The sequence below is a fragment of the Xanthomonas sp. NCPPB 4467 genome, from assembly GCF_041475665.2.
GTDB lineage: Bacteria > Pseudomonadota > Gammaproteobacteria > Xanthomonadales > Xanthomonadaceae > Xanthomonas > Xanthomonas dyei.
The window spans coordinates 3,805,961-3,820,044 of the sequence record NZ_CM191260.1; the positions used below are offsets into that span (position 1 = coordinate 3,805,961).

Below are 14,084 nucleotides of genomic sequence, written 5' to 3' on the forward strand. Positions count from 1 at the left end.
GCTCAGATTTCCACTTGCGCGCCCAGCTCGACCAGGCGGTTACCGGGAATACGGAAGAAGCCGGTGGCCGGGGCGGCGTTGCGATGCATCAGCGCGAACAACTTGTCGCGCCAGATCGGCATGCCGCGGTTGGCGCTGGCCACGATGGTTTCGCGGCTGGCGAAGAAGGTGGTGTCCATCGGGTCGAAATGGATGCCGCCCTGGTCGCAGGAGCGCATCAGCGCCAGTGGCACGTCGGGCGTTTCCATGAAGCCGAAGCGCACGTAGACGCGGTAGAACTCGTCGCCGATCGATTCGATCTGCAGGCGCTTGTCTACCGGCGCATACGGGATCGGCAAGGTGTCGACGTTGAGGAAGATGTTGCGTTCGTGCAGCACCTTGTTGTGCTTGAGGTTGTGCATCAGCGCATGCGGCACGACCATCGGGTCGGCGGTCAAGAACACCGCCATGCCCGGCACGCGCGCCGGCGGCGCCAGCATCAGGCCCGGCAGGAAGCTGTCGATGCGGATGCCGTCCTTGCGGATTTCCTCGCGCAGCAGCGCGCGGCCACGCCGCCAGGTGCGCATCAGGGTGAACACCACGATGCCCAGCGCCAGCGGGAACCACGCGCCCTGGAGCAGCTTGGCGCCGTTGGCGATGACGAACGCCAGCTCGATGATGAAGAACACCACGCACAGCGGCAGCACCCAGTTGCGCCAGCGCGGCCACAACGAGCGCGCCACCAGGGCCAGCAGCAAGGTGTCGATCAGCATCGTCATCGAGACCGAGATGCCGTACGCCACGGCCAGATTGGTGGAGCTGCGGAAGATCAGCACCAGCGCGATCACCATCACCATCAACAGCCAGTTGATGCCGGGTACGTAGATCTGGCCGATGGTGGTGCGCGAGGTGTGCTTGATCTGCATGCGCGGGATGTAGCCCAGCTGCATGGCCTGGCGGGCTACCGAATACGCACCGGTGATCACCGCCTGCGAGGCGATTACCGCCGCCAGCGTGGCCAGGATGATCATCGGGTACAGCGCCCAGCTGGGCACCGCTTCGAAGAACGGGTTTTTCAGTGCGGCAGGGTGATTGAGCACCAGTGCGCCCTGGCCCAGGTAGTTGAGCAGCAGCATCGGCAGCACGAAGAAGTACCAGCCATGCCGGATCGGGCGTGCGCCGAAGTGGCCCATGTCCGCATACAGCGCTTCACCGCCGGTCACCGCCAGCACCACCGCGCCGAGGATGAACACCCCGTGCCAGCCGTGCTGCATGAAGAAGCGGATCGCCCACCACGGGTTGAAGGCTTTCATCACCTCCGGCGCATCGACGATGTTCCAGATGCCGATCGCGCCCAGCGACAGAAACCACAGGCAGGTGATCGGGCCGAACACCTTGCCGACCGTTTCGGTGCCGAAGCGCTGCACCATGAACACGATCAGCAGTACCACGACGGTGATCGGCACGATGAAGGGGTGCAGGCTGGGCGCGGCGATTTCCAGGCCTTCCACCGCGCCCATCACCGAGATGGCCGGCGTGATCACGCCGTCGCCGAAGAACAGCGAAGCGCCGAAGATCCCGAGGATGCCGACCACGTACGCCGAGCGCGAGCCCTGTTTGAGGGTGCGCTGGGTCAGCGCCATCAGCGCCATGATGCCGCCCTCGCCCTCGTTGTCGGCACGCATGATGATGGTGACGTACTTGAGCGTGACGGTGATCATCAGCGCCCAGAACGCCAGCGACAGCACGCCCAGCACGGTGTCGTGATCGCTGGTCAACCCGTAGTGCGGCGAAAACGCCTCCTTGAGGGTGTAGAGCGGACTGGTGCCGATATCGCCGAAGACGACGCCGATGGCGCCGATGACCAAGGCCATATGGCTGTTGGCAGGCGCGTGGCCGTGGCCAGCTGCGGGAGTGGAGGTCTGTGACATTGAGTGGGCAGGTTATCGCTGAAGGGCGTGAAGAATGAGAAAGGCCGAGCCCGCTTAACGCAGCGCGGCCTGGAGTGCCTTGCGAATGACCGTGGCGACTTCGTCGCCTTCTGCCCCGGCCTCGCGTGCCATGCGCGCGGCCTCGGCCGGCTTGTAACCCAGTTGCTGCAAGGCGACCGTGGCTTCGGACACCGCATCCGGACCCAGTTGGCCGGTGATCGGCGCGCCGCTGCTGAAGTCGGCGGCGCGGTCGCGCAGCTCGACCACCATGCGCTCGGCGGTCTTCTTGCCGATGCCCGGAATGCGCGTGAGCGCGGTGATGTCGCCGCCGGTGACCAGGCGGGCGAACTCGTCCACGCTGACCCCGGACAGCACCGCCAGCGCGATCTTGGCGCCGATCCCGGTGACTTTTTGCACGTCGCGGAACAGCCGCCGCTCGCCCTCGCGCAGGAAGCCGTACAGCGCGACGCTGTCTTCCTTCTGCGCGTAATGGGTGAACAGGATGACGTCGCGGCCGACATCGGGCAGATCGTAGAAGGTGCTCATTGGCGCCTCCAGCTCGTACCCCACCCCGCCTACGTCGATCACCAGCCACGGCGGCTGCTTGTAGGCCAGGATCCCGCGCAGACGGCCGATCACGCGGCACCGCCGCTGCGGTGCCGGGATTGGGGAATCGGGAATGGGGAATCGACACAGCACGCGCCGTTGTGGACTCCGCTCTCGGCGTTTCCGATTCCCGATTCCCGATTCCTGATTCTCATTTCTTGCGGCTCCAGGCCTGTTGGGTAGTGACGCCCAGACGCTGCGCGGTGGCGCGGACGTGGGCGTGGGTGATGGCGACCGCCAGTGCATCGGCGGCGTCGGCCTGTAGCTTGCCTTTCAGGTTGAGCATGATGCCGACCATATGCTGCACCTGCACCTTGTCCGCGCCGCCCTTGCCGACCAGCGCGAGCTTGATTTCGGTGGCAGCGTACTCGTGCACCGGCAGATCGCGCATGACGACCGCGCAGATTGCCGCGCCACGTGCGTGGCCAAGCTTGAGCGCCGAAGCGGCACTTTTGCCCATGAAGACCTTTTCGATCGCCACTTCATCCGGCCGGTAGGTCTCGATCAACTCGCCCAAACCGTGTAGCAGGCGCTTGAGCCGCTGCGCAAAATCGCCCTCGCCCAGCAGTACCAGCGGTGCGTGATGCACATGCCGGCTGCGACCGCCCTCGTCGATGTCGATGATGCCGACCCCGGTGCGCTGGGAGCCGGGATCGATGCCCAGGATGCGGGTCATCGAGGGGCCGGGAATCGGGAGTCGGGAATCGGGAATGGGTAAAGCGGCCTACTGGCGTGCTCGACGTTGCCGAGCACTGCAGGATGCAGCCGTTTCGATTCCCGATTCTCCATTCCCGATTCCCGGCGCCTTAGGCGCCAAACGACGATTGATCGACGTTCGAATACACGTCCTGCACGTCGTCAAGGTCTTCGAGCAGGTCGAGCAGCTTGCGGACCTGCAGGGCAGTGTCGCCGTCGACGGCGATGTCGTTTTCGGCGCGGAAGGTGATTTCGGCATGGGCCGGTTCCAGGCCGGCCGCGGCTAGGGCGTCCTTGACCTGGGCGAAGGCATCGGGGGCGGTCAGCACGTCGATGGCGCCGTCTTCCGGATACACCACCACATCGTCGGCGCCGGCTTCGATGGCCGCGTCGGTGAGGGTGTCTTCGTCGCTACCGGCGGCGAAGCTGAGCACGCCCAGGCGCTTGAACATGAAAGCCACCGAGCCATCGGTGCCCATGTTGCCGCCGCATTTGCTGAAGGCATGGCGCACGTCGGCCACGGTGCGCACGCGGTTGTCGGTCAGGCAGTCCACGATCACCGCCACGCCGCCGGGCGCGTAGCCCTCGTAGCGCACTTCTTCGTATTCCACGCCTTCCAGCTCGCCGGTGGACTTCTTGATGGCGCGTTCGATCACGTCCTTGGACATGTTCGCCGACAGCCCCTTGTCCATGGCGGTGCGCAGGCGCGGGTTGTTGGACGGATCGCCACCGCCGGCGCGCGCGGCAACGCTGATCTCGCGGATGATCTTGGTGAACATCTTGCCGCGTTTGGCGTCGGAGGCGTTCTTGCGGCCTTCGATCGAGGGGCCTCTACCCATGGGTGATTCCAGACTGGCTTGGATGACAGGGCGCGGATTTTACCTGATTGCTTGCACTCACCGGGGCCGCGACATCCGCCAGCGGATGTTCAAGACGCAAAGCGGCCGCTGCGCAGGAAGGCCAGCGCCTGCCGGGCGGCTTCTGGCGAGCGCAACAGCCCGCTGTGGCTGGCGTGCACCACGCAGTGGTCGCGTAGCCCGGGCAGACGGGTTTCGGCCAGGGTCACGGTACCGTCCGAACCAGCGGCCAGCGGCGCCAGCCAGCGGCCGACCCCGCGCGGCACGCACCCGGCGACCTGGCCGATCTCGGCTGGCCCGTCCCAGCGCGCAAACCCTTGCTGCAGCAGGGCGGCGCTGCGGCCCATCGCCCAGACGCCCCCGCGCCGGGCCAGCCCGCGCGCAGCGGCGCTGCCGCACAGGGGCGAGCCCAGGCAGACCACGCGACGCACCGGCAGGTCGGGGGCATCGCACAAGGCCTGCAGGGCCATCAGCCCACCCAGGCTGTGGCAGACCAGCAATTGCGCGCGGCTGGTGCGCAGGCGTTCGATCAAGCGCGGCACCGCCTGGGCCGGCCCGCCGAGCACGCTGGCATAGCCGAATAACGCAGGCGCCAGCCCATCGGCGCGCATCCGGCGCGCGAGCGGCAACAGCCAGTGCGCGGTATTCCAGATGCCGTGCACCAGCAGCACATCGGCGGTGGCGGTGGCGGTGGCCGCGTGCTTGCGCGGACTGCGCCGAGGGATGACAGGGATGGCCGACGATGGGCTGGACAAAGGCGTGGGTACCGGGATGAGAGGTGAGCGTCGGGCGAATGTCTGACGCGCGTAGGGTCTGCAGCACCGACTACGCGATTGCGATCGCAGGTTCGCTGCGCCGATCTTGCGGCAAGCGCAGCCGCGCCAGGACAGGACAGGACAGGACAGAATGCCTTGCCGCGCCGCAACGGCAAGGCAGGCCTGGCCTGGAGCGGCGAATACACCGTAGCGAGCAGCTGCCAGGCGAGTGTGGACGGCGCAAGGGAGACGGCGTGTCCGAGCGATCCATGCCGATTGCAGGGCACCGGCCGCGTTGGTCCGATGCGCGTGCAGTCGTTTGGGTCGTCGCGCTTAGTCCGCCGCCAGCACCGGCTTGCGGCGCAGGATGAACTCGCGGTCGACGATCTTGCCCACCGGGAAATCGTATTCGCCGATTTTTTCGAAGCCGTAGCGGGCGTAGAAGCGTTGCGCACCGAAGTTTTCCGACCACACGCCGATCCACAAGGTGTGTGGGCCGTCGCGCTCGAGCCATTCCAAGGCGGTTTCGAACAGCCGGCTGCCCCAGCCGCTGCTCTGGTAGTCCTTCAATAGATACAGGCGCTTGAGCTCCCGGTCGCCGGGGCGCACCTCCTCGTGCGGCAAACCGCATGGGCCGGCGGCGGCGTGGCCAACCAGCAGGTTGTCCAGCTCCAGCAACCAGATCGCGTAGTCCGGATGCGCCAGCACGATACGCGCACGCTCCACCGCATAGGTCTCTTGCAGAAAACCGCGCAGGTCTTCTTCCGGATACAGATGCCCGAAGGTTTCGGTAAACGTCTGCGCAGCCAGAAGCGACAGCGCTTCGGCATCGTCCGGCGTGGCGCGGCGGATGCGGGTCATGCGGGCCTCTCGTGCCGGGTGGACGTGGCAGCTTCTCGCATGCGGCGGCGGTTCTGCAAGTTGGGGAATCGGGAATCGGGAATCGGGAATCGGGAATCGGGCAAGCATCTGCGGTGCTTGGATTACCCATGTGCAGGATTCGGTGTGGGCGCTGATGGTTTTGGCAAAGCGCGCGACGCTTGCTGCACACGGCAGCGCGTCGGAAAGATAACCATCACATGCGAGGCATGGCCATGTACTAGCGCAACGCCGACCGGTTCGAAACGGACCTGCAGGCGCCCCGCCGCCGGTCGATCGGCGGGGATTGGATGGCCGTGACCCTGCACCGCATCAGACCCAGGCGCTGGCGGTTCCACAAACGCGCGCAGCGCTAGCTGCGCTGGGCACCTTGTACAGATGACCACGCACACCGCATGGCCATCTGCTCGCGCAGGTCAGACCTGCTTGGGGCGCACCTGCACGTGCACTTCGGCCAGCTGATCGGCGGGGATCGGCGACGGGGCGTCGGTCATCAGATCCTGCGCGCCGGTGGTCTTGGGGAACGGGATCACGTCGCGGATGGATTCGGTGCCGGCCATCAGCGCGGCGATGCGGTCGATACCGAAGGCGATGCCGCCGTGCGGCGGGGCGCCGTAGTTCAAAGCATCCAGCAGGAAGCCGAACTTGGCGCGCGCTTCTTCCGCGCCGATGCCGAGCAACTCGAACACCGCGCTCTGCATGTCCGGGCGGTGGATACGGATCGAGCCGCCGCCGATTTCATTGCCGTTGAGCACCATGTCGTAACCGCGCGACACCGCAGTGCGGGCGTTGGCGCGCAGGTCGGCGATATCGTCCACCGCCGGTGCGGTGAAGGGGTGATGCAGGGCGACGTACCGCTGTGCTTCGTCGTCCCACTCGAACATCGGGAAATCGGTGACCCACAGCGGCGCCCAGGTATCGGCGACCAGCTTGAAGTCCTTGCCGGCTTTCAGGCGCAGCGCGCCCATGAAGTCGGACACGGTGTTGTAGCCGCCGGCACCGAAGAACAAGATATCGCCGTTGCTTGCACCCACGTGCTTGAGCAACGCGGCAAACGCTTCTTCGGAAAAGAACTTGGCGATCGGCGAGCTGACTTCGCCGGTTTCCGACAGCTTGATGTAGGCCAGCCCCTTGGCGCCGTATTTGGCGGCGTGCGCGGCATACTCGTCGATCTGCTTACGCGACAGCGCTGCGCCACCGGGAATGCGCAGCGCGGCCACGCGGCCGTCGGCATCGTTGGCGGCGGCAGTGAACACCGGGAACTCGCTGGATTTGACCAACTCGGCCACATCGATCAGTTCCAACGCGATACGCAGGTCCGGCTTGTCCGAGCCATAGCGACGCATCGCCTCGGCCCAGGTCATGCGCGGGAACTGCGCGGCCAACTCGACGTCCACCACTTCCTTGAAGATGGCGCGGATCATGTCTTCGACGAAATCCTGAACATCGCGCTCGCGCACGAAAGCGAATTCCATATCGAGCTGGGTGAATTCCAGCTGGCGATCGGCGCGCAGCGCTTCGTCGCGGAAGCAGCGCGCGATCTGGTAGTAACGGTCGAAGCCGGCCACCATCAAAATCTGCTTGAACAGCTGCGGGCTCTGCGGCAAGGCGTAGAACTCGCCCGGATGCATGCGCGCCGGCACCAGGAAGTCGCGTGCGCCTTCCGGGGTGGCCTTGGTCAGGATCGGGGTTTCGATGTCCAGAAAATCGCGCGCGTCCAGATGGCGGCGCAGCGCCTGCACCAGCTTGATGCGGGTGCGCTGCATGCGCTGCATTTCCGGACGGCGCAGGTCCAGATAGCGGTACTTCAGGCGGGTTTCTTCGCCCGGATTTTCGTGCGCATGGAACGGCAGCGGCGCCGCCTTGTTGAGGATGCTGATGCGGGTGGCGATCACTTCGACCTTACCGCTGCGCAGCTTGTCGTTGACCGCATGCCGCGCACGCACCACGCCTTCGACCTGCAGCACGTCTTCGTAGCCCAGGCTGGCGGCCACCGGGAACACCTCGGCGTTCTCCGGTTCCACCGTCACCTGCACGATGCCTTCGTGGTCGCGCAGGTCGATGAAGCACACGCCGCCCAGGTTGCGGGCCACGTCGGTCCAGCCGGCGAGAGTGACGGTTTGGCCGATCATGGTCTCGTCGACCAGGCCGCAGAAGTGGGTACGCATCGAAAGCTCCGCTGAAAACCCGACGCAGGCAGCGCCGGAAAGCCGGATATTCTGGGGCCGGCGGGCGGCAGGAGCAAATGCGGCGACGGTCACCGGCGCTTAAGTCAGCGCCCGGCTGAATAGGCGCCACGCCCCTCCCGTACCAAGGACGTCACGATGCTGCGCACCGCCCTGCTGATCTCCGGCTTCAGTCTTGCCGCCCTCGCCGGCGCCCTGGTCAGCCGCCCCGCCGCCGCGCAGGACCGCGGTTTCAATGGCCCCAGCATCACCTGCTCCAGCAACGATAACCGCCGCCGCGAGTGCGACACCCCGTTCCGGGGGCGCGCGGCGCTGGTGGAAAACATCTCCGGCACCCGCTGTATCGAAGGCCGCAACTGGGGCAGCGACCGTGGCCGCGTCTGGGTGGACAACGGCTGCCGCGGCCGCTTCGTCGAGGCCCGCGGCGGCTGGGGCGGTGGCGGCTGGAATGGCGGCGACGACCGCCCCGGCAATGCGGCCGCCGGCACCGTGCGTTGCGAAAGCCGCGACCAGCGTCAAGCGATCTGCAACACCGGCTGGCGGCGCGCGACGATCGTGCGCCAGCTCTCCGGCACGCCCTGCGTGGAGGGCCGCAACTGGCACCAGGAAAACGGCCGGATCTGGGTGGATGACGGCTGCCGCGCCGACTTTGCGCAGGCCCGTGGCGGCGGTGGCTGGGATCGCGATGACGGTTACGGCGGCGGCGATCGGCCGCGTGTCGACTATTCGGTGACCTGCAGCAGCGACGACCGTCGCCTGCGCAGCTGCGACTGGGACGTGCGCGCCGGCCGCCCGGTGCTGACCCGCCAGTTGTCGGACACCCGTTGCGAAGAAGGCCGCACCTGGGGCTTCGACCCACGTCGTTCGGCGGTGTGGGTCAACGATGGCTGCCGCGCGCGGTTCGACGCGCGCTGAGGTTTTGCACGCTTCGCGTCTTTTGCGCTTGTCACAACAGGCCGGTTCGCCATGATCCGGCCTGTTTGCGTTGGTGCGCTGCGGTTACGTGGCGGGTGCGCAACAACTGATAGCGACGGCCGGCAGCCACGGCGCCAGGCCCGTCGCGCTGATCACGCGGCCGCGCAGGTTGCGCGTCACGCCGCGCCGGATGTCGGCTTTGCGGCAGGCGCTGCCGGTGCAGCGGCGGGCTTGTTGTCGCTGGCCGCCGCCGGCTTGGCATCGCCGCCGCCCGGGCTGCTGCTCTCGGTCAGGTTCTTCTTCTTTTCGCCGGCCGACTTGAAATCGGTCTCGTACCAGCCGCTGCCGGACAAGCGGAACGACGGCGCGGTGACCTGACGCTTGATGGTAGCCGCAGCGCAGGACGGGCAGGTCTGCGGATCGGGGTCGGCCATCTTCTGCAGGCGGTCGAACGAGTGGCCGCAGGTGGTGCACTGGAACGCGTAGATGGGCATGACAGATCCGCTGAAAACGATGCAAGGGCGCCGATTCTAGACGGATGCGGGCATGTCGGCGCAATGACCCAATCGCACACTGGCGCATGACCGGGCTGGCGGAGAGTGCTGGGCAGTGACCGACCCACTGCGCGTCTGGCCTCTTACCACTTGGCTGCCTCTCGCAGACTGGCGGCTTGAGGCTGGCGATGGCATGGATCCGCCAACACATGCTGATAGCGCAACCCCACTCCATCGGCAGCGATCCGCTCTCAGCCATCGCCAGCTGATCGCGTTGTGCGAGCCACATCGATCCAGTCTCAGCAGCGTGGCTGCTACACTCGATGACGTGATCGACGCGCCTTTTTCCCTGCGAGGGCCGCATCCATGTTGCGGCTGACCGCCCTGTTGCTGGGCGTTGCCCTGTTGCTGACCGGCAGCGGGCTGCTCGGTACGTTGCTCGCCGTGCGCGGCGGCCAGGCGGGCTTCGATGCGCGTGCGCTGGGCCTGATCATGTCCGGTTACTTCGCCGGCTTTTTTCTCGGCACGTTTTTCGCACCGCCGTTGATTCGACGCATCGGGCATATCCGCGCATTTGCGTTCTACGCATCGCTGGCCGCCATTGCCGTGTTGTTGCATCCGATCTGGCTCGACCCCTGGGGTTGGGGTGTGTTGCGCCTGGTCACCGGCGCTGCTCTGGTGGGCTTGTACACGGTGATAGAAAGCTGGCTCAACGCCGAGCCGGATGCACGCCGACGCAGCCGTATTTTCTCGGTGTACATGGCGATCAATCTGTCGGCGCTGGCGCTGGGCCAGATTCTGCTGACTGCAGGCGACGCGCGAGCACCGGCCATGTTTACGCTGACCGCCATCCTGATCTGCGCGGCGGTAATGCCTGTCGTCACCACGCGCTTGATTCCGCCGGAGGTGCCGCAGGTGTCGCGCCTGCGCCTGAAAACGCTGTATGCGCTGGCGCCGGTCGCCACCGTCGGCGCCGGATTGTCGGGATTGGCGATGGGTGCGTTCTGGGGCTTATTGCCGGTGTATGCCAACCGCATCGGACTGGATGCCGATGGCGTGGCGATGTTCATGCTCACCGCAATCGTGGGCGGTGCCGTGCTGCAATGGCCGATCGGGCGCATCAGCGACGGGCACGACCGACGCATCGGCCTGGTCGCGGTGAGCGTGCTGGCCGCCGCCATCGCCATCGCTGCCGCAGTGCCGATGGTGCAATCGCAGACCACCGTCTTGTTTATGCTGTTTTTCGTGTACGGCGGGCTGGCGTTTTCGTTGTACCCGTTTGCGGTGGCGCACATGCTCGATTACCTGCCGCGCGAAGACTTGTTATCGGGCTGCAGCAGTCTGTTGCTGGTGCATGGCGTGGGCGCTGCCATCGGTCCGGCGCTGGCAGGCGGGGCGATGCAGAAGTTCGGCCCTGCAGCGCTCCCGGTTTATTTCGCAGTGATGTTATTGGCGCTGGCCGGTTTCACGCTGTCGCGCTTGCTGCGGTTTGCGCGTCGTCGTACGCATCCCATCGCGTTCCGGCCGATGCTGCGCACCACGCCATCGGCACTGGAATTGATGCCGGAAACCCAACAGATCGAAGCAGCGCCAAACGTCAAGAAGCGCTGAGAACGCGGTGTCTCGGTCGTAAGCTACCGACGCTGGTGCGACACGCGGGATACAGCTCGCAGCGGCATGTATCTTTCGCACAGATCTGGGCTGCGTGAGATGCCTACACGCCCTACCGGTTGCTCGCGATGTTTTGTCAGCCGCTTCAAGACCTGGAGCACGCGTTGTGGTGCGGCTGGACGCTTTGCATGCGTCGAGTGCAGAGCGTGGATCTGCGCTTTGCTGCAGGGCCCTTGCCCGCCCACCATCGCAGGACACGCTGCAAGTACGTCCATGTAGCTCTTTGGCGGCATCCATGCCGCCAAAGGTCCCGCGACGGTGGGCGGGCAAGGACCGGTGAAGAGGGTCGGTGTGCGCGGCTTTCAATAAAGCGAGCAGCACACGTTCTGGCGCGGTGTTCTCACCGCTTGCGGGACCCTGTGGCGGCATGGATGCCGCCACGGAGCGTCCATGGATGGATTCACAGCGTGTCCCGCAAGCGGTGAGGACACCGCGCCCTCGACCAACCGACCAAGCAGCTTGCGTATCCGCAAACAGCGATAAATCGCAAGCGTTTAGGGCATCGCGCCCTCAACCGACAGCCTTGGAATATCGAAGCGTCGCCAAGATCGTATTCGTCCTGGCAGAGAAGCTGCGCACATCCACCCAGTGATCGCAGCCCATCTGCAGCGCGGTCATCATCACGCAATGCAAGCACGGCAGTCTGCGGCCACCTCCCCCGCTCGTTGGATTGCAATGGATTCGACCACCTGCCCGCGCGTGCGACATCCGGCCACGCTTGCCCTGCTGCTGGTTCCATTCGCCCTGCCCGCTTACGCGCAGCAGGCACCGGATGGCGCCACACCGGCAGCGCCGCGTTCAGAAGTACTTGCCAGCGGCGAGCAGGTGTCCACGCTCGATCAGGTGCAGGTGGTCGGGCAGGCAATGACGTACTCCAAGACCACCGTCAGCAAGGAAATGCTCGACCGCCAGTTCGTGCTGGGCAGCGTCAACGACGCGCTCAACGAACTCCCCGGCGTGGTGGTCACCGAAGCCGATGCATTCGGCTCGTCCGATTGGGGTACGCAGATCAGCATGCGTGGCTTTGTCAGCAACCGCGACACGCAGCAGATCGGCACCACCGTCGACGGCGTGCCCAACGGTGGCTCGGCATATGGCGGCGGCTCCAAGGCCAACCGCTTCATCGACATGCCGGATCTGGAAACGGTGGAAGTGAGCCAGGGCACCGCCGATATCGCGTCGCGCTCGAACGAGGCGCTGGGCGGCACACTGAATTACCTCACCGGCGAGCCGCTCGAAGAACAGCGCGTGCGGGTGATCGGCGGCATCGGCGACAACCAGGCGCGCAAGTATTACGCGCGCTACGACACTGGCCTGCTCGGCGGCAATACGCGCGCGTGGATCAGCGGCTCGTCGGCGCGCAACGACGACTGGATCGACGGCAGCGGTCACACCAGCCGCGACCACCTGGCCGGCAAGTTCGTCAGCGCGTTGAACAAGTGGACGCTCAGCGGCTACGCGTCCTACGACGATGCCGACAAATCCGAATACACCAGCGTGACGCCTGAGCAGTTCGCGCGCGACCCCGAACACGACTTGCTGACCGGCACGCTCACCGGCATTCCTTATCTGGATCAGAACTACCGCTCCGGCTCGCGCGCACTGCGCAAGAACACCTTCGGTTATCTGCGCGGCGCCTTCGATGGCGGCAACGGGTTCAAGACCACGCTCACTGGCTACGCGCATCGCATGCAAGGCCGCGGCGACTGGATTCCGCCGTATCTGGTGGACGTCACCAACGATGGCGCGGGCGCTCCGGAATCGGAGGCGCGCGGCGGCAACACCGTGTATGCCGGCAGCGACCTGGGCAAGCTGTATTACCTGACCCCAGGCGGTGCGGCGGCGACGCTGCTGACCGGTTGCGCCGGCAGTGCGGCGGTGCCGGCCGAATCCAATCCGGCGTGCTATCCGGCAGGTTCGGTGCCGGTGCAGTCGTATCGCCATAGCCACTACGACAATCACCGCGCCGGTGCGATGGCCGATGTGGAATGGCGCCAAGATCTGGGCCCGATCGACAACACTGCGCGTGCCGGCGCGTGGCTGGAACGGTACGACCGAAGCATCACCCGCGACTGGCATCGCCTGCTCAACGTCGGTACCAACATCAGCTTCGACCATCAGCCTTACTGGGTGCAGTTCAAGGACAACTACCAGACTGACGAGCAGATGTATTACGTCGAAGATGTGATGCGTTACGGCGCCTTCGCCTGGCGCGTGGGCGTTAAGCAGTTCTTCCTCGACCAGACCCGCGACCGCCGCATCGGCGATGCGCAGCATGTGGAGTCGGATGCGCACTCCGACCCGCTGCTGTCCGCCGGCCTGACCTGGACCACGCCGGTGCAGGGGCTGGAAGCCTTCGCCGGGTATTCGCAGAATTTTGCCGCGATTCCGTCCGGCGTGCTGGGCGAAACCGACCCGGTCGCACTCAGCCGCGTGCAGCCGGAAACCGCCGACAATGTCGAGCTGGGTCTGCGCATCAGCCGCTGGCCGCTGACCGGCAGCGTGACGCTATACGACATCCGCTTCGACAATCGCATCGTGTATGTGCCGGCCAACTTCGTCAGCGGCATCGACTACCTGGGCGAGACCGACGGCGTGTACGAAAACTTCGGCGGCGTGCATGCACGCGGCGTGGAAGCGGCGCTGGGTTACGGTTGGGACAACGGCTGGCGCCTCAATGGCGCCTACACCTACAACAAGGCCGATTACCTGGGCAGCGGCGATGCTGCGCGCGATACCGCCCTGGATATCACGCCCGGCGCGCAGGTGATCGGCCAGCCGCGCAACACATTGGTGGTCTCGGCCGACTGGCGTGGGGAGGCATGGCGCTTCGGCGTGTCCGGTCGTTATCTGGGCAAGCGCTATCTGGATGCGTCCAACCGCGCCGCGCTCGATGGGGTGACCACCTTCAATGCGAATCTGGGCGTGGAGCTGTCGCAGCTGTCGGCGCAACTCAAGGGCCTGCAACTGGCGCTCAATGTCAGCAACCTCACCGACAAGCGCTACCTGGAAGGCGTGGACGGCAGCGATAGCGCCTTCATCGCCGCACCGCGCACGTTGGGGCTGACGCTGACGCTGGATCTGTAACGGCCACCTGCCATGCTGACGTGCACGC

Annotated in this window: 11 protein-coding genes and 1 other RNA gene; 3 read left to right on the forward strand and 9 right to left on the reverse strand. The window is 65.8% G+C overall.

What is annotated here, in order from left to right; translation table 11 throughout:
* Window positions 1-2 precede the first annotated feature (2 nt).
* The 8 genes from ACCQ06_RS16675 to aspS all read right to left on the reverse strand — a co-directional run bounded on the left by ACCQ06_RS16675 (window position 3) and on the right by aspS (window position 7,871).
* A complete protein-coding gene (locus ACCQ06_RS16675; RefSeq protein WP_228323935.1) occupies window positions 3-1,910 on the reverse strand; it encodes a potassium transporter Kup in 1,908 nt (635 codons plus the stop codon).
* 54 nt (window positions 1,911-1,964) lie between these two features.
* The gene (gene ruvA / locus ACCQ06_RS16680) at window positions 1,965-2,549 is read right to left on the reverse strand and encodes a Holliday junction branch migration protein RuvA (protein WP_055849084.1); all 585 of its coding nucleotides are present in this window, start codon (window positions 2,547-2,549) and stop codon (window positions 1,965-1,967) included.
* Between the two features lie 118 nt (window positions 2,550-2,667).
* Window positions 2,668-3,192 (reverse strand): crossover junction endodeoxyribonuclease RuvC, encoded by a 525-nt coding sequence (gene ruvC / locus ACCQ06_RS16685; protein ID WP_055849080.1) that lies wholly within the window; start codon window positions 3,190-3,192, stop codon window positions 2,668-2,670.
* Window positions 3,193-3,322: 130 nt separating this feature from the next.
* Window positions 3,323-4,051 carry a YebC/PmpR family DNA-binding transcriptional regulator gene (locus ACCQ06_RS16690; RefSeq protein WP_228323933.1) on the reverse strand — a complete coding sequence of 243 codons (729 nt, stop codon included), beginning with the start codon at window positions 4,049-4,051 and terminating at the stop codon, window positions 3,323-3,325.
* A gap of 89 nt (window positions 4,052-4,140) precedes the next feature.
* Window positions 4,141-4,740, reverse strand: coding sequence for an alpha/beta hydrolase (locus ACCQ06_RS16695; protein WP_228323981.1), 600 nt, complete (start codon window positions 4,738-4,740; stop codon window positions 4,141-4,143).
* Between the two features lie 279 nt (window positions 4,741-5,019).
* A non-coding RNA gene (locus ACCQ06_RS16700) (sX9 sRNA) lies at window positions 5,020-5,095 on the reverse strand.
* 62 nt (window positions 5,096-5,157) lie between these two features.
* Complete coding sequence (locus tag ACCQ06_RS16705) at window positions 5,158-5,685, reverse strand: GNAT family N-acetyltransferase (protein ID WP_104616843.1); 528 nt, start codon at window positions 5,683-5,685, stop codon at window positions 5,158-5,160.
* A gap of 434 nt (window positions 5,686-6,119) precedes the next feature.
* Window positions 6,120-7,871 carry an aspartate--tRNA ligase gene (gene aspS / locus ACCQ06_RS16710; protein WP_316687757.1) on the reverse strand — a complete coding sequence of 584 codons (1,752 nt, stop codon included), beginning with the start codon at window positions 7,869-7,871 and terminating at the stop codon, window positions 6,120-6,122.
* Between the two features lie 156 nt (window positions 7,872-8,027).
* Here aspS and ACCQ06_RS16715 point away from each other — a divergent pair, with 156 nt between their 5' ends.
* A complete protein-coding gene (locus tag ACCQ06_RS16715; protein WP_228323931.1) occupies window positions 8,028-8,804 on the forward strand; it encodes a DUF3011 domain-containing protein in 777 nt (258 codons plus the stop codon).
* A gap of 176 nt (window positions 8,805-8,980) precedes the next feature.
* Here the strand turns inward: ACCQ06_RS16715 and ACCQ06_RS16720 are convergent, their stop codons facing one another.
* Window positions 8,981-9,298, reverse strand: coding sequence for an FmdB family zinc ribbon protein (locus ACCQ06_RS16720; RefSeq protein WP_228323930.1), 318 nt, complete (start codon window positions 9,296-9,298; stop codon window positions 8,981-8,983).
* Window positions 9,299-9,664: 366 nt separating this feature from the next.
* On the opposite strand from ACCQ06_RS16720, the gene ACCQ06_RS16725 reads away from it, so the two are divergent.
* Together ACCQ06_RS16725 and ACCQ06_RS16730 are read left to right on the forward strand one after the other, a co-directional pair.
* Window positions 9,665-10,909, forward strand: coding sequence for an MFS transporter (locus ACCQ06_RS16725; RefSeq protein ID WP_316687760.1), 1,245 nt, complete (start codon window positions 9,665-9,667; stop codon window positions 10,907-10,909).
* Between the two features lie 735 nt (window positions 10,910-11,644).
* The gene (locus ACCQ06_RS16730) at window positions 11,645-14,056 is read left to right on the forward strand and encodes a TonB-dependent receptor (protein ID WP_316687762.1); all 2,412 of its coding nucleotides are present in this window, start codon (window positions 11,645-11,647) and stop codon (window positions 14,054-14,056) included.
* The last annotated feature ends 28 nt before the right edge of the window (window positions 14,057-14,084 follow it).

Coding starts and splice junctions, on each gene's coding strand:
- ACCQ06_RS16675 (WP_228323935.1), bottom strand. CDS start 1,910: ATGTCACAGACCTCCACTCCCGCAGCTGGCCACGGCCACGCGCCTGCC.
- ruvC (WP_055849080.1), bottom strand. CDS start 3,192: ATGACCCGCATCCTGGGCATCGATCCCGGCTCCCAGCGCACCGGGGTC.
- ACCQ06_RS16690 (WP_228323933.1), bottom strand. CDS start 4,051: ATGGGTAGAGGCCCCTCGATCGAAGGCCGCAAGAACGCCTCCGACGCC.
- ACCQ06_RS16705 (WP_104616843.1), bottom strand. CDS start 5,685: ATGACCCGCATCCGCCGCGCCACGCCGGACGATGCCGAAGCGCTGTCG.
- aspS (WP_316687757.1), bottom strand. CDS start 7,871: ATGCGTACCCACTTCTGCGGCCTGGTCGACGAGACCATGATCGGCCAA.
- ACCQ06_RS16715 (WP_228323931.1), top strand. CDS start 8,028: ATGCTGCGCACCGCCCTGCTGATCTCCGGCTTCAGTCTTGCCGCCCTC.
- ACCQ06_RS16720 (WP_228323930.1), bottom strand. CDS start 9,298: ATGCCCATCTACGCGTTCCAGTGCACCACCTGCGGCCACTCGTTCGAC.
- ACCQ06_RS16725 (WP_316687760.1), top strand. CDS start 9,665: ATGTTGCGGCTGACCGCCCTGTTGCTGGGCGTTGCCCTGTTGCTGACC.
- ACCQ06_RS16730 (WP_316687762.1), top strand. CDS start 11,645: ATGGATTCGACCACCTGCCCGCGCGTGCGACATCCGGCCACGCTTGCC.